This window comes from Paenalicyclobacillus cellulosilyticus, assembly GCF_014647315.1.
Lineage (GTDB): Bacteria > Bacillota > Bacilli > Alicyclobacillales > Alicyclobacillaceae > Alicyclobacillus_J > Alicyclobacillus_J cellulosilyticus.
On the sequence record NZ_BMOY01000033.1, the window covers coordinates 1 to 20,482 of the forward strand.

Consider the following 20,482-nt stretch of genomic DNA (forward strand, 5'->3'; position numbering starts at 1 on the left):
GTCATTTTACTCAGCAATTTTCGGACAGGCAATAACGTCAGCTTTCAGCCATTTAGAGATGGCTAAAACACTAATGGGATGGGATATGGAATTGATCAGAACCGCTGCAAGGGCTTTATTAATTCAAAACGATCATATCCTTGCTGTGAAATATGCAGATAACGAGACTATATTCTACGCACTACCCGGGGGTGGACAGAGAAAGGGGGAACCACTCCTCAAGAGTCTTCAACGCGAATGTCTTGAAGAGCTAGGAATCGAAGTAAATATTGGGGAACTGATCTTCGTTCATGAGTGGATTGATGAAGAGAAAGACGTTCATCAAATTGAATTTATTTTTGAATGCTTCCCTCGCGGAAAAATCACAAACATTATTAGTGAAGTCCCTGATGGAAATCAGATCGGGATTGAGTGGCTGCCAATATCAGGCATTGTGAATTTCCGTATTTATCCTTTAGAGATGCGTGAAGAATTGTTGAAGCTTGCTAAAGGGAAGATTAATGTGCCGGTCTATCTAGGATACGGTAAATGATGCACTCTTTCTCCTAAATCTCAAGTTTGACAGTATTCTTGATGTAACGCTGGTTTGTAGGTCCAAGTTTGTACCACACGCACTTTAGCCCCGCATCCCTGCGGGGCTTGGCGCAAGTATCGGTTCTGTGGTGAGCGTCAAATAGCGCACACCTGGCGTCAGTCCGTCTTATGCGAGATGATCCCCTCCAGAATCCAGTCATGGAGGGATCACCGTGACAAAAGCCGAGTTGGAAGCACTTCGTAAGCTTTGGCGTGCCCGCGTGGCGGACTTCCGGGCCAGCGGGTTAACCGGCGCAGCGTGGTGTGCTGCGCATCAGGTCAAGGAACACCAGCTGTGGTATTGGGTCGGCAAGTTTAAGGCGGACACCGACCACGACGGCCGTCAACGTGATCATGCTGAGCCGCGTTTCATCCCGACACTGTCCCGCCGGCTCCCCGGCGGGGTTGTTCGTCATGCATGAGTTTGGTGCAGCCGTGGAGGGAATGCAAGGTGGGCGGGATTTAACGTTTACGTAACAACGTCGGACAGAACATGGGCTGGTGGAGTAATTGATCAAAATTTCCACGTCACCAGTCTGTTGAGAGGTATTCAAATGAATAAGGTATTTCATTTGATAGCTATCTATCTCGTGTTAATTTTGTTTGGAAAATTAATTATTCACTTGGTTACATTTCTATTAACCAAATTTGCAAAAAGAGAGATTAACTACGCTAGAAACGTTGCTCAATTCACTGTATTAACTGTTATACTATTTTTAGGTTTACTTTACTTTATGCAAATTTTAACCTAAGGTACTTTGAATGGAAGTTACCGTAAAATCCTACACACCTCTTCTTGAGGCATTTGAACTCGGATAATGGTCGCAAACGACGCCAAGGGGTGTCTTATGGATGTCCAAAACAGAGTTGCGCAAGCAGCGGTAAGAGCGCATCGCGGAGTTTCGTGCCAGCGGGCAGATCACACTTGCCTGATGTTCATGTCATGCCTTGCTTACCGCCGCCCCAACCCCACCTTCCGCAACCGCCCTTCCGCCTCCGCGTCGAGCATTGGGCGCATGTACACGGCTTGCCGCTCCCAGCCGCGCTCGACGTAGCGGATCATCGTGTCGATGTCGGTGTCTTCGCGCTCGACAACACGCACGCCGGCGGCCGCGAGTTGTTGCTTGAGTTCGCGGCGCCGGCGATGCAGTTGGCGTTCGATGTGTTCCAGGACGAGGAGTTCGCGGAGGATGGGAGAGGTATGCACGACTTTATCTCGGAACATATGTTCTTCATCGCACAGTATACGATGTACCGGCACAGATCACTGTGAATGTTGGAGAATGCCACCAGATTACACATCACTTCGTGGTGGTAATCTGGTTATGTTTATCACGGATGGCACAGACAAAATGAAAGAAACTTACAATTTTGCGTTGTATGTTCTAATCTCTTTTTCTAAGATTCCCCTTAGAGTATCTTACTAAGTTGGAAGGGGGAATGGCGGATGGCAGTTGCGGCTATCAAGCCGAACACGACCGCGCACACTGCGTCAGGCAACGTTCACGGTTCGATAACGCCTGCGTCGAGTACGAAAAAAGCATCAAGTTCTTCGTCTGAAACACAAGCTGCCCATGTGTCGTCTGTCACCGCGGTGTCCGCGCACGGTGACACGTTGCATATCAGCGAAGCTGCAAGGGCGGCTGCGGCAAGCCGTGCTTCTGTTGGTGGAACGTCTTTAGTGCAAAAGGTGGAGCAAACCATTGCGTCATGGGGCAAGGATGCGTTGCAGTTCATCCAAGGCGCGGCGGAACGGGTGGCTGAGAATGAGAGTTTGGGCATCGTTCATGAAACGGGGAACGAGCCGAGAACTAAAGCGTATGAGGCAGGCAAAGCATTGGGTGATGTGGTCACGTCGGTTTCCGGTGCAGTGCAGATTTTTGAGGGCGCTTCGATGATTGTTGGAGGCGGTGTGATCGCGGCGGCGGGAACGGTGGCAACGGGTGGTGTGGCGGTTGAAGTGGCTGTTCCGGCAGGAGCGGCCGTGGCGAGTGCAGGCGCAGCGGTGGCGGCGCATGGTGCAGCGAGTGCTGGGAAGTCGGTGAGTAACCTGTATCAAGATACAGTGGAATTGTTCTCTTCTTCTAATGATGATGCATCAGCACGTAGCGTAAAAGGAATAGTTGTTCACGGGGTGGATACAGATTTACGTACGAATGAGGCAAGAGGGGGTCATACATTACGAGATCATGTGGGTAAATCTGAGGAGGAAATATTAGCAGCATCAGCAGCAAGGGGAAATAAACCATATTCATCGTATTTGGATGAAAGTATAGCCCAACAGGCAGTAAACGAAAATCTACACATGAATTCCGATAAAGTGAAAGATTTCATGGATAATCCGAAGCAAATGCGTGAGACATTTGTTTATGACCATGGTAGAGTTATTGGCCGAGGCAATGAATATGCATCTAATGTTATCTCAGATCAAACCAAATCAAAAGTAGTTGTTGCTAAACACAACGATGGGAATGGTCCATTCATTATAACATCATATCCTATCAAATAAGAGGTGATATTTAATGGACGATTTCAATAAATTAGGTGGATTTATAGGATCATATTGGCATATGGATACAGAATCGACGGAAAGCGGCCTTCAAGACGTTTATCGTGAGATGAATACTTCTGCAATCGAGGAGATGGTTGACATCATAGATAATTTTTTAAACAGAGAAGACCTCGATGACCAAGAAAAGTCAACCCTTATAAGAGAATGGACTGATATGTACTATCCATTGCAACCGCTGGAATGGCTGAGGATTATATGCACGGAACTAAAAAAATATGTAGATAAGCTATAGTTCAAGCATCGTCTAATACATCATCGCTAATATATTATGACCATAGTATCTGTCGGGAAATTGTACATTATCGAGCAGGTTGGTTATTGCTTTGATTACTAGATTTGCGATGAGTCCTCTCATGATTTTGGATGGTGTTGAATGAAGAAGGATGGACTAAATGTGAAACGAAAACTTTTTGAAAAATATTATGATTTCTCCATTCGATCCGGAAATGAGTTATATTTGCCATTATCGATGGCGATGAACTTCGTGAACGATTGTACACGTTTAGGACTTGTGGTAGTGGAATTGGAGTTTTTTCACATTGAAGGCGACAAGATAACGCCGGTGGTTGAGCCGTTAACCGGATTAGATTGCAGTAACGTTTTTGAGGAACAATGGGATTGGTCTCATGTTGTCCAACAATGTAATTCTGTAGCAATGCTTGTTTTGGAAAATGAAGCTAAACGCGATGATACACAATATGTAAACTTCACAATTTTATCACGAGATGAGGCGCAAAAGTGGAAAACCACTGGCGTTTGACAAATCAAATGGACTATTTATTTCAAGCGAGGCTTATAAAAAAGCATTATTCTCCAATCAATCAAAAATGGGATCATGACCATTGCAGTTTCTGCACGGAAAAGTTCTACAATATTGACCAGGTTGGTTATTGCACCGAAGATGAATATTACTGGATTTGTGACGGGTGTTTCCATGGTTTTAAAGACATGTTTAAATGGACGGTTGTGAATGAAGAAGGATAAGAACATGAGCATCCATATGTGCTGACAAGCATTGTGTGAGCAAAATAATTGGATTAATGAAAGTCTTGATTTGAGGCCATGCGGTCACACTTGCAATATGGCGAGGTTATCAATTTGATTATGGAGAATTTGAATCATCTTAAAGACTTTCTTGTTGGCTATTGGCATATGGACGTTGAGTCTACCGAAAGCGGGCTGAAAGATGTATTCAAGGAAATGGATAAAGATGCTATTCAAAAGATGGTTCTCCTTATCGATCGGTTTTTGGGTTCGACAGACATTGACGAAGACAAAATAAAATTTATTGAATATTGTACTGATGTTTATTATCCAGACATGGAACCGATTCAATGGCTGAAGCATATAAGAGAAAAGCTGTATGATTACGTGGTGAGACATTAAACATGGATAAAAACCCCATCCTGTGGTGAGGGGCCCGATCATCTGACATGGATGGTGCAGTACAAGATAAACAACTCCATGGTGATGAACGACGACTCACCTGAGGAGTTCTTCCATGCAAGGATGACCACGGGACTCTCCCTTTCCGAATGGTATGTTGCGCGACGGTTTTCACCTGTTCTCCCGATGAATTCGACATCTGATGTTTCGTGGATCCCTGCCATCGCGCGCTGGTCTTCGCCGCCACTTTCCAACCTCGTGCGACAACCATCCCAATGGACCGTGGGATATGGTCTTTCCGGAGGATGGTTGTTTTGTGTGGAAGTTGGAGAATCAAATCAGGGGGATGGATTCAGAATGCGCGCGGTCAAGACAGCGCCAGCTCTCCCCTGAGATTGAGCCAGCGTGCGTCGGTCCTATCCCGCAAGCAGGGAGGAATGGAACATGAAGTCGTGGTGGATGCCGGCGTTGGGCGGATTGGCGGTGGGGGTGTTGTTGACGGTATTTGTCATACCGTGGGTCGTGTTTCAGTGGTCGCCCGTTTCTTCCATGGCGTCGATGATGCGTTGGATGAGTCAGTCGTCGCAAGGACAACAGATGTGGAACGTGTGTACGAACTGGATGCAAGCCTATGCGAACGGGAGCACCAAGTCTTGAGCTGAATCCGATGCCCCGTACCAGCCGGTGAGGAAGTTTTCACACATCCAGATAACAAAGTCTTGAACCAGTCTGCCGCAAACTTGTTCGTCCTCACCGGCTCCTTCTCCTCCTTTCTTATCCTCATCCTCCTTCTCCGTTTTCACCTGTCACGTGCATCCCCTGTCCTTGAAGTTTTGGGGGATACCATACGGGGATCCCATACGCTCTTCTTAAACTTGATTTTTCGTATGCTGTGCGACGCGTCTGTGGGACGTGCCGGATTGACATGAACTCGGCGCCTGAGTAACATATCACCCGTAACATACCCATATGGGTATATGGAGGTGAGGAAATGATGGCCACGATGGAGACGGTCGTCCACATTCATCCCCTGGACGTGTATACACGTTTGCGCCGTGGGGAAAAACTCCAGGTCATCGACGTCCGTGAGCCTGAGGAAGTTGCGTACGGCAAGATACCTGGGGCCAAAAACATTCCGCTTGGGCAACTGCCGCTGCGTGTCCACGAGATCGATCCGCGGGTGGAAACGGTCCTGGTTTGTCGGAGTGGGGCGCGCAGCGCGTGGGCGTGTGCATGGTTGATGGCGTCCGGTTTCCGCAAGGTGAAGAACATGCTCGGAGGCATGAATGCCTGGAACTGGGATGTCGATTGACCTGAAGCGCATATGCATATGAAAGATGCACGTGGAAGGTGCACAAGGTACGTGCGGGGGTGCGGATCGTTGCCATGCACATACCCTATATGGTATATACCATATAGGGTATATCGCGCTGATAAACGAAACCCAGTCGCATACTAAGTCTCCATTCAAAAAAAGTTGGCGGGAGGGAATCATCCATGGCAAAGCGTGTTGCGATCATCGCGTCCCATGGCGGGTTGGATACGGCGTATAAGGTGCTCAACATCGCGACGACCGCCGCAGCCACCGACGCGGAGGTCGGGGTGTTTTTCACCTTTGACGGTCTGAACATCATTCACAAAGACGCGGCGAAGCGGCTGACCTTGCCGCCTGGCATGGAGGCGTACATGGAAGGCTTTCAACGTGCCCAGGTGCCTGCCGTGGCGGAGTTGCTTCAGGTGGCGAAAGAAAGTGGCGTGAAGTTGATTGCCTGCCAGATGACGATGGACGTGATGAACCTCAAGAAGGAGGATTTCATCGACGGTGTAGAAGTCGGCGGTGCCGCGACGTTCCTTGATTTTGCGTACGATGCGGATGTGACGCTCGCGTTCTGACTCGTTTTTTGCCACATGCCACGTTGGCCGGGCCCTGGTGCTTTTGCCATCGGAAACCGGGTGATGCAGGCTTTCCCCCTGTGACGGCTGGGAGAGGAAGAGGGGGCAGGATGACGCTCGAACTTGCGGTTGCGCTCGGCTTGATTGGTGCGGTGGGTGCTCTGCTTTCCGGTATGCTGGGTATCGGGGGAGCCATCGTCAATTACCCGATGTTGCTGTACATCCCGGCATGGCTGGGCGTCGCGCATTTTACGCCGCACCAAGTATCCGGCATCGTCGCCGTGCAGGTGTTCGTCTCGACGCTCTCCGGTTTGTTGGCGTTGCGCAAGGAGCGCATGGTCCATCGCGGTTTGCTCGTGTACATGGGCACGGCCATCCTGATTGGGAGTTTTGCGGGGAGTTACGGCGCCCAATTCATCCCGGGTGCCGCGGTCAACATGGTCTATGCGGTGTTGGCGACGCTCGCCGCCATCATGATGATGCTGCCCAAGCGCAGCGTGGCGGAAGGGGGAGACTCCCGCGGGCCGTTCAACCGGACCATCGCGGTGATCTCCGCCATGGCGGTGGGGATGGCATCCGGCATCGTCGGCGCGGGGGGCGCATTCATCTTGATTCCTATCATGTTGCTGGTCTTGAAGGTCCCCATCCGTGTGACCATTGCCACGTCCATGGCCATCACCTTCGTATCTTCCGTCGGGACGACCATCGGCAAACTGTGGGTCGGGCATGTACCGTTCTGGCCGACGCTGGTCGTCGTGATCGCAAGCATGGTGGCTGCGCCTGTTGGCGCGCGTTTGAGCCGGCGCATGCAACCCAAGTTTTTACGCTTGCTGTTGGCGCTCTTGATGGTCGCGACGGCGTTGAAAATCTGGATCGACATCTTGGGATAAGGAGGCTGCGGCGATGGAGAACCTGACGGTGGACAAAACCATCGATTGCACGGGATTGTCTTGCCCGATGCCGGTGGTGCGCACGAAGAAGGCGATGGATGCGTTGCAGGCAGGGCAAGTGCTGGAAGTTTTGGCGACCGACCCGGGTTCGGTGACCGACATCAAGAGTTGGGCGCATCGCACCGGGCATCAATTCATCGGAACGGTTGAGGATGGCAAGGTGTTCAAACACTACATTCGCAAGGTGAATCCGGACGAAGCCAAGCCGGAGAGGCGCCATCCGCATGTGGTGTCGAACGCGGAATTGGCAGCCGAACTGGGCAATCAGCCGGTCATCCTCGATGTCCGGGAACCGGCGGAGTACGCGTTTGGCCATATCCCCGGCGCCAAGTCCGTCCCGCTTGGGGAACTCGAACGTCGCTTGGAAGAGCTTCGCCCGTATGCGGAACAGGTGGTTTACGTGGTTTGCCGGACTGGTCACCGCAGCGACATGGCCTGCCAGTGGCTTTCCGAGCACGGCTTCCGGCATGTGAAAAACGTGGTGCCCGGGATGTCGGCATGGACGGGACCGGTGGAACGGGAGGTTTGATCCCTTCCATCGTCCCGGTGGATGCGGTCAGGCCGGATCGCCTTCGTCAATCGTCAAATGGAACGCAATGCAGGCAAAAAAGGGGTGAAGAAGAGATGAGCGTGCAGACCATCTCACCGGCTGAACTGCATGCCAAGATGGAACAAGGAGAGTCGCTCTTCATCCTCGACGTTCGCAACCCGGAGGAATACGAGGACTGGAAAATCGAAGGCAAGACGTTGCGCTCCGTCAATATCCCGTATTTCGATTTCTTGGATGAAGATGAGCGCCTCTACACCCAGTTGCCCAACGCGACCGACATCATCGTCGTCTGCGCCAAGGGTGGCGCCGCCATGATGGTGGCTGAACAACTGGATGCGCGCGGTTATCGGGTTTTTGTACTGGACGGCGGCATGCTGGCGTGGAGTCAATTCTATGTGCCTGTCACGGTCGTCGAGGACGAGGCCATGAAGCTCATTCAGTTCAATCGCGTGGCCAAAGGTTGTCTGTCCTATATGGTGATTTCCAAAGGAAAGGCCTTGGTGGTCGACCCTGGCCGTCACGTCGAGGAGTATCTGCGCGTCGCCGAGCGTGAAGGCGCCCAATTGCTGCATGTGATGGATACCCATCTGCACGCCGATCACATTTCCGGAGGCCATGAGTTGGCACAGCGGACCGGAGCCACGTATTACATCTCATCCAATGAGATGCAGGGCACCGACCGGGTGTATGAACCGTTGGAGCAGCACGATGAAATTCATGTCGGCGATGTGGACGTCAAGGTGCTGGCCATTCCCACGCCGGGGCATACCCCGGGCAGCATGTCGTTTTTGGTCAACCAGCGTTATCTCTTGTCAGGCGACACCCTCTTCGTCGGCGGGTTGGGACGCCCGGACCTTGGGGGCAAAGCGCGGGAATGGGCGCAAGCCCTTTACGAAACGGTGTTTCGTACCCTTGCGCGGCTGCCGGACGATGTGTTGGTGTTGCCGGCGCATTATTCGGACATCCAAGAGATCAACGCCTCCGGGTACGTGGGTGCCTTGCTCGGCGACATTCGGTGCAGCAATGAGATTCTGCGCACAGCGGACCGCGCGGTGTTTACGGAGACCGTGGCCAATTCGGTGGGTGCGACGCCGCCAAACTACGAAGACATCGTCCAAATCAACCGCGGCGCGGTGGCGGTCGACGCGGAAAGAGCAAGCGAATTGGAAATCGGGCCCAATCGGTGCGCGGTGCATCACGCATGAAGGGAGACAGACGTGGCACCTGCACGGTGACCACCACGACATCCCCTTCCCGCGTCATCGACCACTTGCCTGCCATCGCCTTGACCAGCCGGTCGACGACGCGCAGGCCAAAGCCCCGGTGCGCGGCATCCTGTCCGCGCACCGCTTCTCTCTCCGTCCTGTCCACGCTTCGCGTTGCCCCTCGGTCAAGCGCCGGCCCAGGTATGGCGCCGGGCGAAGAGGCCAGGTTCCTGGTTTCAAACACCACCATGTCACCTTGGGCGTGCAACGTCCAACGGGCATCCGTGTGCGGTGCCGCGTGATCGATCACGTTCTTGAGCAGCGTGCTGACCAGCCGCATCCAGGTCTCGGGTGTGGTGCGCACGTAGAGTCCCGGCTCGGCGCTCCCTGCGAACGCTAAACCGCGCGCCTTTGCCAGTTCGGTGAAGCGGGCGGCCATCTCCTCCGTTACGTCCGAAACCGCGACCGGCTCCGGGTCGGCGGCCGGGAGCGACGGATGCAGGCGGGACAGGTAGAGGATGTCGCGCACCATGGACGAGGCGTGATCGATCTCGCGCCGCAGCGCCTGGCGGGTGTGTTCGTCGATGCCAGGGGCAAGGATGAGTGCCTGCAGGGTGGCAAGCGGGGTTTGCAGTTCGTGGGACAGCGTGGTGACGCTCTCCTGGTATGCTTGCCACGTGGCGCGGGCAGGGCGGATGGCGCGTGCGGCCAACCAGAGGTTGACGGCCGCAGACGCAAGGACCGCCACCCCGCCCACGTCGAGGATCACATGGGCGAGGCGGCGCAATCCCGCCTCTTCGTCGTCAATTTTCGCGTACACCCACGCGGTGCCGAACACGGTGCCACCCCTTGCCACCTCCGTCCGGAATGCGCGGTAAGAAGCCCCCTTGTAGGCAAACGTGGCAAACCCGGGGCGGGCGATGGCCTGCTGCAGAACGGACAACGGGACAGGCCGGCGATCCGATGCGACCACCGCATGGCCGCTGCGCGTCACGTAGAAAAACACGTTCGGCTCGCTGTCGTCCGCCAACCGGACCGTGACAGGCTGCCGAAGCTGCGAGGGGGTGTGCTTCGGCAGGGCCTCGCGGATCTCGGGCACCGCTTCCTCCAGGACCTTCTCACCGGCGCGGATCTCCAACCAGCGCGCTTGACCATACACGGCGACACCGACGGCGCCGAGGAGACAGATGCTTGTCGCCATCATCATCCAGACAACGTGGGCGTAGATCCGGCGGAACACGCGTCTCTTCACCTCACGCCGGCGGCCCCAGGGTGTAGCCCTGGCCGCGGGCGGTGCAGCACCGCGCGGCCGTGTCGGAGTTCGTCGGGATCGCGCTGGGTGGAAGTACGGCGAATGAGGGCGTGGATGCGGGCCATGAGTTCTTCGGGGTCGAACGGTTTGCCCAGATAATCGTCCGCGCCTGCATGGAGCCCCCGCACCCGGTCCGCAGGTTCGTTCTGCACGGTGAGCATGAGGATGGGCGTGGCACATCCGGCTTCGCGCAGGTCCTTCACCACTTGGAAGCCGGAATCGTCGGGGAGGCGGACGTCGAGGATGATGCAGTCGTACGCGTTCGACAGCGCGGCTTCCATCGCAGCGAAGGCGGTCGCCACCCTGTCCGCGTGGTGGTGACGAATCCGGAACAATTCACACAGCGCATGCGCCAAGCCAGGCTCATCTTCCACGATGAGGATGCGCATCGCACGCTCACCTGCTTCTTGCGGGATGTCAGGTCCAAAGTGAAGGGACGAGTTACCCTGGACGGACTGTCTATGAGTATAGTCCACGGCCGGAGGTCCTGCCAGTTGCGGCGGGACGCAGAGAAGATTTTGAAGCGGCTTTGAACTTGGGTTGTTACGCTTCCTCACAAGCGTGCACGGGCTGTAACCGACGGAAGGGGAACCAGATGAACGCGTTGGTACACCTTTTTCCACCCACCATTCATCCCATGGTCGTCCATTTTACCATCGCGATCACTTACCTCGCCGCGCTGGCAGGATTTGCGGGGCTCATCCGCAGGAAGGAAAGAACCTGGGCGCAAGCGTTTTGGGTGTTGCTGTGGCTCGGGATTTTGGCGACCTTGGCGGCAGGGTTGGCCGGGGTCGTCAGCGAATCGTATGTCCAGGTGCCTTACAAGATCGAAAGCATGTTGCACCACCACAAGCAGTACGGCGAGTTGACCGGTGTCCTCCTGGTGCTCGCGGCAATCGTTCAATGGTTTGCGCAAAGGAGAAGCGGTCGTATATCATGGTTGGCGTTTCTCCTCACGGTGGCGGCGGTGGTGACCGTATCCATCGCCGGTTACCTTGGTGGTGACATGGTGTACGACCATGGGCTCGGCGTACACACGGTGCATCCCGTGCAGGCGCAAACCCAAGGCAGGGAGACGGCGTGGTGAAGGCATGGTTTCCCTATTTGCCGCTCATGACGTTGATGGCCGTGGAGTGTGCCGCGGCAGGCGTGTATTTCCTGCTTTCCTATCGGCGGGTTGACGAGGCGACCTACCGCACTTGGCTGCCCAATGTTCTCGTGGGCGGCGTGCTGCTGTGGGCGGTGGGGCTTGCCGTCGGCCGCTGGCTCGTCCCGACGGCCGCCGATCCGGACAACCTGCCGTCCCGGCAGGCGAACGCGGTCACCGGATCAGCCCGGTGGATGGGTGGAGAAGCGCGCAGGGTCAGCGCGGCAACACATGCAAAGACCCCGGGAGGCTGGCGGTGGATCGGTGCGCCGGCTGGCGCCGCGGAGACTTGGCCGCATGTCGCGGTGGCGCGCGGCGCTTCCCTGCCGGTGGGCAAGGAGGGCATCGCCTGCGTGGCGTGGTCGGGCGGCGTGATCGCGGTCGGAGGATATACAGGGGGGTATTTTACGCAGAGCGTCTTCATGCTGCCCTTCCCGGCGGCAGGGTCGGGCGGCACGGCGGGCCGCGCGCCAGGCGCAGCGGCACGGCGCGGGGGCGTGGCGGGGGCTGCCGAGCGTGGGGAGACAGGCGTGCTGCAGATTGCGGCGCTGCCCCAACCCACCCACGATGCAGCCGCCGGGATCGCCGGCGGCGATGTGTACGTGCTCGGCGGCGGGCAGGCGGCGCCGGTGGCCGACGTGTATCGCATCCATGCCGGCAGGGTGTCCCGGCTGCCCGCACTCCCGCGTCCGTTGTCGGACGCGTCCGCGGTGCCGTGGACGCAAGACGGGCAGGCAGGCTTCCTCGTGCTCGGAGGCTACGACGGCCGCGTGTTCAACACCACCGCCCGCTGGTACTTCGTCACACCGCATGGGCGCCTCGCCAGCCACGCCATGTTCCAGATGCCCGTGGGGCTTCGCTACACCGCGCTTGCCGCCGGCGGCCAAGAGGTGCTGTGGGCGGGCGGACTCACCCCGTCCGGTGCACCGAGCACAGCCGTCTTCGCTTGGCGATCCGGCACCCGTCCCCGCATCATCGCTCGCCTGCCGGTGGCGCTCGCCAAGGCGGCCGCGTTCACTTGGCATGATTTTCTCATCGTGGCCGGGGGCGTGGCGGCCGACGGCAACCCGTCGCGCGTCATCTGGGCCGTGCGCCTGAGCGACGGCAGCACCCGCCGTGTGGGCGAGTTGCCGGTGCCGCTCGCCGACATGGGGTATGCCCAGTGGGGCGTCCTGGGCGTGCTTGTCGGCGGGTGGACCGGCCATAGCATGAATCCGTATCTCTACCGCGTCGAGGTCACTGGGCGCGCGGGAGCAGAAGGAGGAACCGCATGAAGACAGCTTGGGCCAAGAACATCAGGGTGGCCGCTTCCGCGTTGGCGGCGACGGCGGCACTTTGCGTCGCTTCCCCCTTGTCAGCACATGGTACGGCCGCCGGTGCCGCACAGAGGCAGGCGTTCCACACCGCCCGGTCTGTGCAGGCGGGATCGCCCCTGCCCGGTGATCTGCTCATCGCGGACCGCGGCAACGACCGGATTCTCATCGTCACGCCGGACAAGCGGATCATCTGGCAGATGAGCTTCGCCAACCTGGGCGGGCCGCGGGGTGTCAACTCGCTGGGTCCGGACGACGCGTTTTTCACACCCGATCACAAACACATCATTGTGAACGAAGAGGACGATCACGCCATCGCCGTGGTCGACATCGCGACGAAAAAGGTCGTCTGGTCGTACGGCCATCCCGGCGTGCCCGGCAGCGCGCCCGGGTACCTGCATACCCCGGATGACGCGTACATGTTGCCAAGCGGATTGGTGACGGTCGCCGACATCCGCAACCAGCGCATCCTGTTCATCGATCCGCGGACGAACCGGGTTGTCAAGCAGTACGGCACCACCGGCTTGCGCCGTCATAACCCGCCCGTCTCGTTCGCGTCTCCGAACGGAGATACTCCCTTGCCTGGCGGCGGGATGATTGTCACCGAAATTGGCGGCAGCTATGCGGATGTGCTGGACAAACACGGGCACGTCCTGTACACGGTGCACTTCCCCGACGTCGCGTACCCGTCCGACACCCAGATGATGCCCAATGGCGACCTGTTGACGGTCGACTACAACACCCCGGGGCGGGTGGAGATGGTCAACCGGCAGGGTAAGGTCGTCTGGGAGTACTACCGGACTGCGGGCAGCGGCGAGTTGTCGCACCCGTCGCTGGCCCTGCCGCTGCCGAACGGAAACATCGCGGTGAACGACGATTACAACGACCGCGTCGTGGTCATCGATCCGCGGCGCAATCGCATCGTGTGGCAGTACGGGCATACCGGCGTGCCGGGAGCGGCACCTGGGTATCTCAACATCCCGGACGGCATGGACCTGATGCCGGCGGATGTTCAGCTCGGCAGAGCGCGCTAGTCCTGCTTGGCCACATGCGAACCGCCGTCCGCGTCCACACTACGGAAAGCGGTGACGCTTCGTGGACGGGGGAGGACGAGCATGCATACGGTATGGAAGGGCGCGGTCAGTTTTGGCCTGGTGCACATCCCGGTGCGGCTGCACGCCGCCACCGAGGCGAAGGACGTGAAGTTCAGGTACCTGCACCGGGCATGCAAGACACCCATCCAATACACGCGCACCTGTCCGGCCTGCGGCCGGCCGGTCGAATGGGATGAGGTGGTGCGCGGTTTCGAAATCCGCCCCAATGAGTTCGTGGTGCTGGAAGAAGATGAACTGCGCCAGCTCGACGCACCGCGGTCGCGTACGATTGACATCCTGGATTTCGTGCAGCTTCCGGACATCGATCCCATTTATTTCGACCGCACGTATTACATGTCTCCGGATGGCAGCGGAGCCAAGGCGTACCGGCTGCTCGCCGCGGCGATGCGGGAAACGGGGAAAATCGCGGTGGCGAAGACGGTGCTGCGGAGCGCGGAGACGCTGGCGTGTGTCCGTGTCTATCGAGATGTGCTCGTCATGGAGACGCTGTTCTGGCCGGATGAGGTTCGCCCGGTGGAACAGCTGCCGGCGGTACCCGCGGCGGATCTCCAGGACCAGGAGTTGCAAATGGCCGTCACGCTCATCCAACAACTCGCTGCCCCTTTTCAGCCGGAGAAGTACAAAGATGAGCGGCGCGTGGCGCTGATGGATCTCATTGCGCGCAAAGCGGCCAACGTCCCGGCCGCCGTGGCGCGCGCCGCCGAGCCTTCGGAAAACGTGATTGATCTGATGCAGGCTTTAAAGGAAAGCATCCGTTTGGCCCAACGGGCGTCTGAACCCACAGCGCCTGTGAAGAAACAGGCGCGGCGCAAGAAGACGTCGTGACGCCTCCCGGTTTCCGGCTCAAACCGGCATGGGGTCATCCGGCTGCAACCGGCACTGCAGCGGGGATACCGGCACCTGCGCCTGGATGCTGGCTTGGCGCAGGGTATGGCCAGGCGCCCATTCGGTATAGGCCACGCGGACCACGATCCGTGGTTCCACCCAGAGGACGCCAGGTGCCTGGGTGAGGTTGCAAAACGGGGATGTGTGACGCGGCCAGGCCAGAACGGCTTGCGTCAGCGCGGACCATCCGTGTTCGGTCAGCCGGCCCGTCCCTGCCTGTCCGATGTACCACAGCCGTCCTTGGCCGTCGTACAGGCCGAGCCACGCCGAGACAGCGCGTCGCTCGCTGCGCAGGGTGCAGCCGCCCACCACCGCCAGCCTGTCCCGGTAACACTTTTTCTTTCGCCAGCGCCCGTCCTTACCCCCAGGCAGATAGCGGCTGGTCAGGTCCTTGAGGACAATCCCTTCCATGTGCTCTGCACATACCGCCCGAAACAGCGCCTTTGCATCCGTTTCGTTTTCCACCATCCAGACGTTGGGATGAGGCGCCAGCGTCTGCGCGAGGAGTTGTTGGCGCACGGCCAGAGGTTCGTCGGTCAGCCATCGACCGTCCCGGTAGAGGATGTCGAAGACCATGTAGCAGACAGGGACTTCTCGCATCCGCGTCAGTGCGCGATCGCGCCGTTGCACGCTATCCCGCCGCATCACCTGGTAAAACGAAGGCCGGCCCGCCGCGAAGGCCACGACTTCTCCGTCCAAGACGACCGACTTCGCCCGGACGTACGCGGTGACGTCGTGGATCTCGGGGTATTGCAGCGTCCGTTCGTGACGTCGCCGGTTGAACAGGCTGGATTGTCCGTCTTCCAAGTAGGCGAGGATGCGGACGCCGTCCCATTTGACCTGCGCCACCCAGTTTGGTCCCTCGGGAAACGTCTCGGTGCGGATGGGTTCAAATGGCACAATCGGCTGCAACGCACATCCCTCCGTCCTGGCTGACGCGGATGAGTTGGCACGGCTTGGCACACACCAAGCGCGGGGGGATGCACCATGGTGATTTGGGCCGAGCGTCCAGTGGAGGTTTCGCATCCGGACAAGCTGCTGTGGCCCGACGCAGGTGTGCGCAAGCGGGACTACTTGGAGTATTTGGCCAAGATGGCGCCGTTCATGCTGCCTCATCTTGCAGAGCGCGCGCTGACCATCATCCGCTGGCCGGATGGGGTGGAAGGACCGTATTTTTACCAGAAAGCCGCTCCATCCCACACACCGGATTGGATCCGGCGCACGCGCATCTGGTCACCCGACCGGCAGGCGTTTTTCCACGCCATCGTCGTCGATTCCGCGGCGGCGCTGCTCTGGTTGGGCAATCTGGCCGCGCTCGAGCTGCACGTCGGCTTCTCCCGCGTCAACACCCCGGATGTCCCGGACGTCGTGGCGTTGGATCTCGACCCGTCCGTACCGGATTTCGAGCCGGTGCGCGAGGTGGCCCTGGCTTTGCGCAAGTTGTTCGATGAGCTTGGCATCCCGAGTCTGCCCAAACTGTCGGGGGCCACCGGCATTCAAGTGTTGTTCCGGACACAACCTGTGGCGACGTATGAAGCGTGGCGGCCGTTCACGCGCATGGTCGCAGCCTACCTCGCCCGTCGCATGCCGCGTTGGGTGACGCTGGAACGGCGCAAACACCTCCGTGGGGATAAAGTCTACGTCGATGCGCCGCAACACGGAAAAAACCGGACGTTGATTGCGCCGTACAGCGCCCGCGCGACCAGCCTGGCAACCGTCGCGGTGCCGGTCACATGGGAGGAACTTGCCCAAGGCGTCACACCGGACCAGTTCACCCTGGCGACGGTGCCGGAGCGGGTTTTACGGTTGGGGGACTTGTTGGCATCCCTGCCACCTGTCGACCCGAAGCCCATCGTCACCTTCTTTCAATCCTCTGCGGTGCGCCGTTGAAACAGTCCTTTCGGACCAGAGGAATTGGTGCAACCGGTTCCTGCCAACGGCTGCAGCCAGCGCGAAAATGAAGGCGACGGATCGTTTCCGCCGCTTGCGCCGCAGGACCAGGCGCAGGCAGTCGCCGTTGCTGCATGGGAGAAGCGGCGAAACCAAGGCCGTTGGGAAGGGGCTGAGGCGGATGCAAGCAAGGCTGCCCGCGACAAACCGCGCCGGTTTCTTTGAAATCCGCATGGAGTCCATCGGCGGGCTCGGCGCCAATCTGGCCGGCAAGATGCTCGCCGAAGCAGGTGTGCTGAAGCTCGGTTGGAACGGGACGTTTTCTGCAGCGTACGGTTCCGAGAAGAAAGGGACGCCGGTGCGGGCTTCCATCCGGTTCGCCGACGCCAACCACCCCATCCGCGGCATCTACGCGGTCGACGAACCGCACGTGGTGGCGGTGTTCCATGAAGCGCTCTTGCAGTCCCAGGACTGCACGGCCGGATTGCAACCTGGCGGCGTGCTGCTCGTGAACACGGCGAAAGCGCCGACGGAGATTGTGCGCCGCACCGGCTGGCGTGCGGGAAAGGTCGCCTGCGTCGACGCCACCGCCATCGCGGTCCGGGAACGCACCCGGGTGAACGTGGCGATGCTCGGTGCGCTGTGCCGGGTGATGGACGGGATGCCGCCCGAGGCGGTGATGGCGGTGATCCGCGAGACACTCGGCCGCAAGGACGCCGCCCTGGTCGAGCGTAACCTGCGGACGTTCCGGGCGGGTTATGACGAGGTGCGGGTGGAGGACATGGCACCCGCGGCTGCGGAAGAAAGCGGTGCGGCGACGCCCGCAACCGCGGACCGGACGACGCCGGTGCTGGGCTATCGCAACCAGCCGCAAGGCGGATGTATTCCGGAACCTGGAAACTCGGTCTGGCGGGACCTCAGCGCTTCCCGGCAAGGCGTGCTGCCCATCCTCCGTCTGGAGTCATGCATTCACTGCGCGGCGTGCGATCAGGTCTGCCCGGATTTGTGCTTCGTCTGGACGGCGCGCGAAGGACGGAACGGCCGCGTGTTCCAATTCCTTGCCGGCATCGACTATCAATACTGCAAAGGTTGTCTCAAGTGCGTCGCGGCCTGTCCGACCGACGCCCTTCAGGCCGGCCGTGAGGAAGACGGGTATGCGGAAGCACACCGCACCAAGCACCCTTTCGCGTTCGCGTGAGGGACGCCCGGAAACATGCTGGGGCCACAGGGTTTGCGGAAGGCGCAGGGTTGGCGGTATCATGACCGGACGCCAAATGACGGACGGGACAGGAGGTTGAAGCGCCATGTCCATCGGCCAACGTGTGGAGGCGCTTGACACATGGTCCAGTCATCCTCTGTTCGAACAACGCACGGACCTGTGTTCAGGAAATGAGATGGCGGCGCGGGCAGCCGCGCAGATCAACTACCATCTCATGGGGTATTTTCCCATCACGCCCTCGACCGAGATCGCAGAGTATCTCGACGAGATGAAGGCGCATGGTGAGCACGACATCGTGCTGGTGCCCGCGGACGGTGAGCACAGCGCGGCGGGAATTTGCTTCGGCGCGGCGGCTGCGGGCGGCCGGGTGTTGAACGCCACGTCGGCGCAGGGGTTTCTCTATATGCTGGAACAGCTGCCGGTGCAATCGGGCACGCGCCTGCCCATGGTCCTCAACCTGGTGACGCGCTCGGTCTCCGGACCGCTCAACATCCACGGGGACCACTCCGACCTTTACTACGCCCTGAACACCGGGTGGCCGATTCTGCTCGCCCGCACACCTCAGGCGGTGTACGACATGAACCTGATGGCCCTGCGCGTCGCGGAACACCCGGACGTGCGCCTGCCGGTCATCGTGGCGTACGACGGGTTTTTCACGTCCCATTCCAAGCAGCGCGTCCAGTACTTCGCGAACCGGGAGGCGGTCCAATGGTTCGTCGGCCCGGTGCGCAAGGCCGAATTCGACCTGTTCGATCGCGACCACCCCGTGACGGTCGGGCCCTACATGAATGAACCGGACTACATTCACAACAAGTATCAACAATCGCTGGCGATGTACCGGGCGGGTGAAGTGTTTGCGGAGGTGGCCGCGGCGTACGCCAGGATCTCGGGGCGGTACTACGGCGCGCTGGACACGTACCGGTTGGAGGATGCGGACATCGCGCTCGTCATCCTCAACTCGGCGGCGGAGACCAGCAAGGATGCGGTGGACGCCCTGCGCGCACAAGGCATCCGGGCCGGCGTGTTGTCGTTCAACATCCTGCGCCCGTTCCCTGTCCGGGCGGTGCAGGAGGCGCTGGCGCATGTGCAGGTTGTGCTGGTGGCGGAGCGGGCGGATGCTTACGGTGCGCACGGAGCCAACCTCACGCACGAGGTGAGATCTGCCCTGCAGGCCGTCCAGGCGCAGTGCACCGTGCTCTCCCGGGTGTACGGGCTGGGCGGCAAGGAGTTTCACCCCGCGGACGCCGAGGCGTTGTTCCAAATCTGCCTCCAGGCGTGGCGCGGCGAGGCGGTCCCGGCGTTCGATTATTACGGCGTGATCGCGGGCGATCCCGCCGTCCGGCCGCCGCGGGGGCTCAAGCCGTTGGCAAAAGAGGAAGTCAGCGGGTTCGTTCAGGTGACCCGGGACGAGAAGACCGGCGAGTTGATCGTGAAGGTGCCGCCGCTGCGCGCGCTCACCGCGAAGGCCAAACGTTTGGCGCCCGGCCACGGGGCCTGCCCGGGCTGCGGGATCTTCCCTGCCATCGAGACGTTCCTCAAAGGCATCGAAGGCGACGTGGTCGTCCTGTACCAGACCGGGTGCGCGATGGTGACCACCACAGGTTATCCGTACACGTCCCACCGTGTCACGTACATCCACAACCTGTTTCAAAACGGCGCCGCCACCCTCTCCGGCGTGGTGGAGATGTTCTGGGAGCGCAAGCGGCGCGGCGAGATCCAGATTGGTGAAGACCCGACCTTCATCATGATCACAGGCGACGGCGGCATGGACATCGGCATGGGGTCGGCGCTTGGGGCCGCGATGCGCAACCACAAGCTGATCATCCTCGAATACGATAACGAGGGATACATGAACACCGGAAGCCAATTGTCGTATTCCACACCCATCGGCCACATGACGGCGACGTCGAACGTCGGGGCCGCGCAGCAGGGCAAGGCGTTTCACCACAAGGATACACCGCAGATCATGGCGGCGGCTAACATCCCGTACGTGTTCACCGGTGTCGAGGCGTATCCGCAGGACCTGATTCGGAAGGCAGCCAAGGCCCAGTGGTATGCCACGCACGAGGGGATGGCGTACGGCAAGGTGCTCACCGCGTGTCCGCTCAACTGGAAGACGCCGGACGACGCGGGGAACGAGGTGGTGGGCCTGGCGGTCAAGTGTTGTTTCTTCCCGCTGTACGAGGTGGAGCACGGCATTACGCGCATCACCTACGATCCGGAGGCGCGCGGCGAGCGGGTGCCGGCGCGCGCGTGGCTTGAGCGGATGGGGAAGAGCAAGCACCTGTTGCGCCCGGAGAACGAGGCGTTGCTGCAGGCGTTCGAGGCGGAGGTCGAACGGCGCTGGCGGCGCCTGAAGGCGAAACACGAGCACGAGTTGTTGTGACCAGGCCGCTTGGGCACGCGGCGCCCGGAGACGGCGCCGCGTGCACCGCATTGCAGCCGGATTATCTCGAAGGCAAAGACCATGCA

At 59.1% G+C, this 20,482-nt stretch carries 23 protein-coding genes; 19 read left to right on the top strand and 4 right to left on the bottom strand.

The window, feature by feature from the left end; genetic code table 11:
* Positions 1 to 532 (top strand): NUDIX domain-containing protein (locus IEX97_RS10010; protein ID WP_188882760.1); only part of this gene is annotated, 532 nt, incomplete at its 5' end.
* A 214-nt stretch (positions 533 to 746) separates the two neighbouring features.
* Positions 747 to 995, top strand: a complete 249-nt coding sequence (gene tnpA / locus IEX97_RS10015) for an IS66 family insertion sequence element accessory protein TnpA (protein WP_229776790.1) — start codon at positions 747 to 749, stop codon at positions 993 to 995.
* A gap of 530 nt (positions 996 to 1,525) precedes the next feature.
* On the opposite strand, the gene IEX97_RS10020 is transcribed toward tnpA, so the two are convergent.
* Entirely contained in the window at positions 1,526 to 1,798 is a 273-nt protein-coding gene (locus IEX97_RS10020) for a YhjD family protein (protein ID WP_188882762.1), read from the bottom strand.
* 222 nt (positions 1,799 to 2,020) lie between these two features.
* On the opposite strand from IEX97_RS10020, the gene IEX97_RS10025 reads away from it, so the two are divergent.
* The 10 genes from IEX97_RS10025 to IEX97_RS10070 all read left to right on the top strand — a co-directional run bounded on the left by IEX97_RS10025 (position 2,021) and on the right by IEX97_RS10070 (position 9,129).
* Complete coding sequence (locus IEX97_RS10025; protein WP_188882764.1) at positions 2,021 to 3,082, top strand: RNase A-like domain-containing protein; 1,062 nt, start codon at positions 2,021 to 2,023, stop codon at positions 3,080 to 3,082.
* Positions 3,083 to 3,095: 13 nt separating this feature from the next.
* The gene (locus tag IEX97_RS10030) at positions 3,096 to 3,377 is read left to right on the top strand and encodes a contact-dependent growth inhibition system immunity protein (RefSeq protein WP_188882765.1); all 282 of its coding nucleotides are present in this window, start codon (positions 3,096 to 3,098) and stop codon (positions 3,375 to 3,377) included.
* A gap of 141 nt (positions 3,378 to 3,518) precedes the next feature.
* Positions 3,519 to 3,905, top strand: coding sequence for a hypothetical protein (locus tag IEX97_RS10035; protein ID WP_229776791.1), 387 nt, complete (start codon positions 3,519 to 3,521; stop codon positions 3,903 to 3,905).
* Between the two features lie 344 nt (positions 3,906 to 4,249).
* On the top strand, positions 4,250 to 4,531 hold the full coding sequence (locus IEX97_RS10040) for a contact-dependent growth inhibition system immunity protein (RefSeq protein ID WP_229776797.1): 282 nt from the start codon (positions 4,250 to 4,252) through the stop codon (positions 4,529 to 4,531).
* Between the two features lie 444 nt (positions 4,532 to 4,975).
* Positions 4,976 to 5,188, top strand: coding sequence for a hypothetical protein (locus IEX97_RS10045; RefSeq protein ID WP_188882771.1), 213 nt, complete (start codon positions 4,976 to 4,978; stop codon positions 5,186 to 5,188).
* A gap of 337 nt (positions 5,189 to 5,525) precedes the next feature.
* Positions 5,526 to 5,843 carry a rhodanese-like domain-containing protein gene (locus tag IEX97_RS10050; RefSeq protein ID WP_373289436.1) on the top strand — a complete coding sequence of 106 codons (318 nt, stop codon included), beginning with the start codon at positions 5,526 to 5,528 and terminating at the stop codon, positions 5,841 to 5,843.
* 185 nt (positions 5,844 to 6,028) lie between these two features.
* Positions 6,029 to 6,424: a DsrE/DsrF/DrsH-like family protein gene (locus IEX97_RS10055; RefSeq protein WP_188882772.1), complete on the top strand. Its 396-nt coding sequence runs from the start codon at positions 6,029 to 6,031 to the stop codon at positions 6,422 to 6,424.
* 110 nt (positions 6,425 to 6,534) lie between these two features.
* Positions 6,535 to 7,314, top strand: a complete 780-nt coding sequence (locus IEX97_RS10060) for a sulfite exporter TauE/SafE family protein (RefSeq protein WP_188882774.1) — start codon at positions 6,535 to 6,537, stop codon at positions 7,312 to 7,314.
* A gap of 13 nt (positions 7,315 to 7,327) precedes the next feature.
* Positions 7,328 to 7,903 carry a sulfurtransferase TusA family protein gene (locus IEX97_RS10065; RefSeq protein WP_188882776.1) on the top strand — a complete coding sequence of 192 codons (576 nt, stop codon included), beginning with the start codon at positions 7,328 to 7,330 and terminating at the stop codon, positions 7,901 to 7,903.
* 95 nt (positions 7,904 to 7,998) lie between these two features.
* Positions 7,999 to 9,129 carry an MBL fold metallo-hydrolase gene (locus IEX97_RS10070; protein ID WP_188882778.1) on the top strand — a complete coding sequence of 377 codons (1,131 nt, stop codon included), beginning with the start codon at positions 7,999 to 8,001 and terminating at the stop codon, positions 9,127 to 9,129.
* Here IEX97_RS10070 and IEX97_RS10075 read toward each other — a convergent pair.
* On the bottom strand, positions 9,044 to 10,369 hold the full coding sequence (locus IEX97_RS10075) for a sensor histidine kinase (protein ID WP_188882779.1): 1,326 nt from the start codon (positions 10,367 to 10,369) through the stop codon (positions 9,044 to 9,046). The genes IEX97_RS10070 and IEX97_RS10075 overlap by 86 nt on opposite strands.
* A gap of 8 nt (positions 10,370 to 10,377) precedes the next feature.
* Positions 10,378 to 10,830 (bottom strand): response regulator transcription factor, encoded by a 453-nt coding sequence (locus IEX97_RS10080; protein WP_188882781.1) that lies wholly within the window; start codon positions 10,828 to 10,830, stop codon positions 10,378 to 10,380.
* 206 nt (positions 10,831 to 11,036) lie between these two features.
* Here IEX97_RS10080 and IEX97_RS10085 point away from each other — a divergent pair, with 206 nt between their 5' ends.
* The 4 genes from IEX97_RS10085 to ku all read left to right on the top strand — a co-directional run bounded on the left by IEX97_RS10085 (position 11,037) and on the right by ku (position 14,841).
* The gene (locus IEX97_RS10085) at positions 11,037 to 11,528 is read left to right on the top strand and encodes a DUF2231 domain-containing protein (protein WP_188882783.1); all 492 of its coding nucleotides are present in this window, start codon (positions 11,037 to 11,039) and stop codon (positions 11,526 to 11,528) included.
* Positions 11,525 to 12,862 carry a Kelch repeat-containing protein gene (locus IEX97_RS10090; protein ID WP_188882785.1) on the top strand — a complete coding sequence of 446 codons (1,338 nt, stop codon included), beginning with the start codon at positions 11,525 to 11,527 and terminating at the stop codon, positions 12,860 to 12,862. Before IEX97_RS10085 ends, IEX97_RS10090 begins: the two co-directional genes overlap by 4 nt.
* The gene (locus IEX97_RS10095; protein ID WP_188882787.1) at positions 12,859 to 13,935 is read left to right on the top strand and encodes an NHL repeat-containing protein; all 1,077 of its coding nucleotides are present in this window, start codon (positions 12,859 to 12,861) and stop codon (positions 13,933 to 13,935) included. The genes IEX97_RS10090 and IEX97_RS10095 overlap by 4 nt, the downstream gene beginning before the upstream one ends.
* A gap of 81 nt (positions 13,936 to 14,016) precedes the next feature.
* Positions 14,017 to 14,841: a non-homologous end joining protein Ku gene (ku, locus tag IEX97_RS10100; RefSeq protein ID WP_188882788.1), complete on the top strand. Its 825-nt coding sequence runs from the start codon at positions 14,017 to 14,019 to the stop codon at positions 14,839 to 14,841.
* A gap of 18 nt (positions 14,842 to 14,859) precedes the next feature.
* On the opposite strand, the gene IEX97_RS10105 is transcribed toward ku, so the two are convergent.
* Positions 14,860 to 15,813 (bottom strand): ATP-dependent DNA ligase, encoded by a 954-nt coding sequence (locus IEX97_RS10105; RefSeq protein ID WP_229776793.1) that lies wholly within the window; start codon positions 15,811 to 15,813, stop codon positions 14,860 to 14,862.
* A 75-nt stretch (positions 15,814 to 15,888) separates the two neighbouring features.
* Here IEX97_RS10105 and ligD point away from each other — a divergent pair, with 75 nt between their 5' ends.
* The 3 genes from ligD (at position 15,889) to IEX97_RS10120 (ending at position 20,396) form a co-directional block, all read left to right on the top strand.
* On the top strand, positions 15,889 to 16,791 hold the full coding sequence (ligD, locus tag IEX97_RS10110) for a non-homologous end-joining DNA ligase (RefSeq protein ID WP_188882790.1): 903 nt from the start codon (positions 15,889 to 15,891) through the stop codon (positions 16,789 to 16,791).
* A gap of 181 nt (positions 16,792 to 16,972) precedes the next feature.
* Positions 16,973 to 17,989 carry a 2-oxoacid:acceptor oxidoreductase family protein gene (locus tag IEX97_RS10115; RefSeq protein WP_188882791.1) on the top strand — a complete coding sequence of 339 codons (1,017 nt, stop codon included), beginning with the start codon at positions 16,973 to 16,975 and terminating at the stop codon, positions 17,987 to 17,989.
* A gap of 106 nt (positions 17,990 to 18,095) precedes the next feature.
* The gene (locus IEX97_RS10120) at positions 18,096 to 20,396 is read left to right on the top strand and encodes a thiamine pyrophosphate-dependent enzyme (protein ID WP_188882792.1); all 2,301 of its coding nucleotides are present in this window, start codon (positions 18,096 to 18,098) and stop codon (positions 20,394 to 20,396) included.
* Positions 20,397 to 20,482: the final 86 nt, after the last annotated feature.

Bases quoted from the DNA above. Each gene is read 5' to 3' on its own strand.
- IEX97_RS10040 (WP_229776797.1), top strand. From the start codon at position 4,250: ATGGAGAATTTGAATCATCTTAAAGACTTTCTTGTTGGCTATTGGCAT.
- IEX97_RS10050 (WP_373289436.1), top strand. From the start codon at position 5,526: ATGGCCACGATGGAGACGGTCGTCCACATTCATCCCCTGGACGTGTAT.
- ku (WP_188882788.1), top strand. From the start codon at position 14,017: ATGCATACGGTATGGAAGGGCGCGGTCAGTTTTGGCCTGGTGCACATC.
- IEX97_RS10045 (WP_188882771.1), top strand. From the start codon at position 4,976: ATGAAGTCGTGGTGGATGCCGGCGTTGGGCGGATTGGCGGTGGGGGTG.
- IEX97_RS10030 (WP_188882765.1), top strand. From the start codon at position 3,096: ATGGACGATTTCAATAAATTAGGTGGATTTATAGGATCATATTGGCAT.
- IEX97_RS10085 (WP_188882783.1), top strand. From the start codon at position 11,037: ATGAACGCGTTGGTACACCTTTTTCCACCCACCATTCATCCCATGGTC.
- IEX97_RS10060 (WP_188882774.1), top strand. From the start codon at position 6,535: ATGACGCTCGAACTTGCGGTTGCGCTCGGCTTGATTGGTGCGGTGGGT.
- IEX97_RS10065 (WP_188882776.1), top strand. From the start codon at position 7,328: ATGGAGAACCTGACGGTGGACAAAACCATCGATTGCACGGGATTGTCT.
- IEX97_RS10055 (WP_188882772.1), top strand. From the start codon at position 6,029: ATGGCAAAGCGTGTTGCGATCATCGCGTCCCATGGCGGGTTGGATACG.
- IEX97_RS10120 (WP_188882792.1), top strand. From the start codon at position 18,096: ATGTCCATCGGCCAACGTGTGGAGGCGCTTGACACATGGTCCAGTCAT.
- IEX97_RS10095 (WP_188882787.1), top strand. From the start codon at position 12,859: ATGAAGACAGCTTGGGCCAAGAACATCAGGGTGGCCGCTTCCGCGTTG.
- IEX97_RS10020 (WP_188882762.1), bottom strand. From the start codon at position 1,798: ATGTTCCGAGATAAAGTCGTGCATACCTCTCCCATCCTCCGCGAACTC.
- IEX97_RS10115 (WP_188882791.1), top strand. From the start codon at position 16,973: ATGCAAGCAAGGCTGCCCGCGACAAACCGCGCCGGTTTCTTTGAAATC.
- ligD (WP_188882790.1), top strand. From the start codon at position 15,889: ATGGTGATTTGGGCCGAGCGTCCAGTGGAGGTTTCGCATCCGGACAAG.
- IEX97_RS10035 (WP_229776791.1), top strand. From the start codon at position 3,519: ATGAAGAAGGATGGACTAAATGTGAAACGAAAACTTTTTGAAAAATAT.
- IEX97_RS10080 (WP_188882781.1), bottom strand. From the start codon at position 10,830: ATGCGCATCCTCATCGTGGAAGATGAGCCTGGCTTGGCGCATGCGCTG.
- IEX97_RS10025 (WP_188882764.1), top strand. From the start codon at position 2,021: ATGGCAGTTGCGGCTATCAAGCCGAACACGACCGCGCACACTGCGTCA.
- IEX97_RS10070 (WP_188882778.1), top strand. From the start codon at position 7,999: ATGAGCGTGCAGACCATCTCACCGGCTGAACTGCATGCCAAGATGGAA.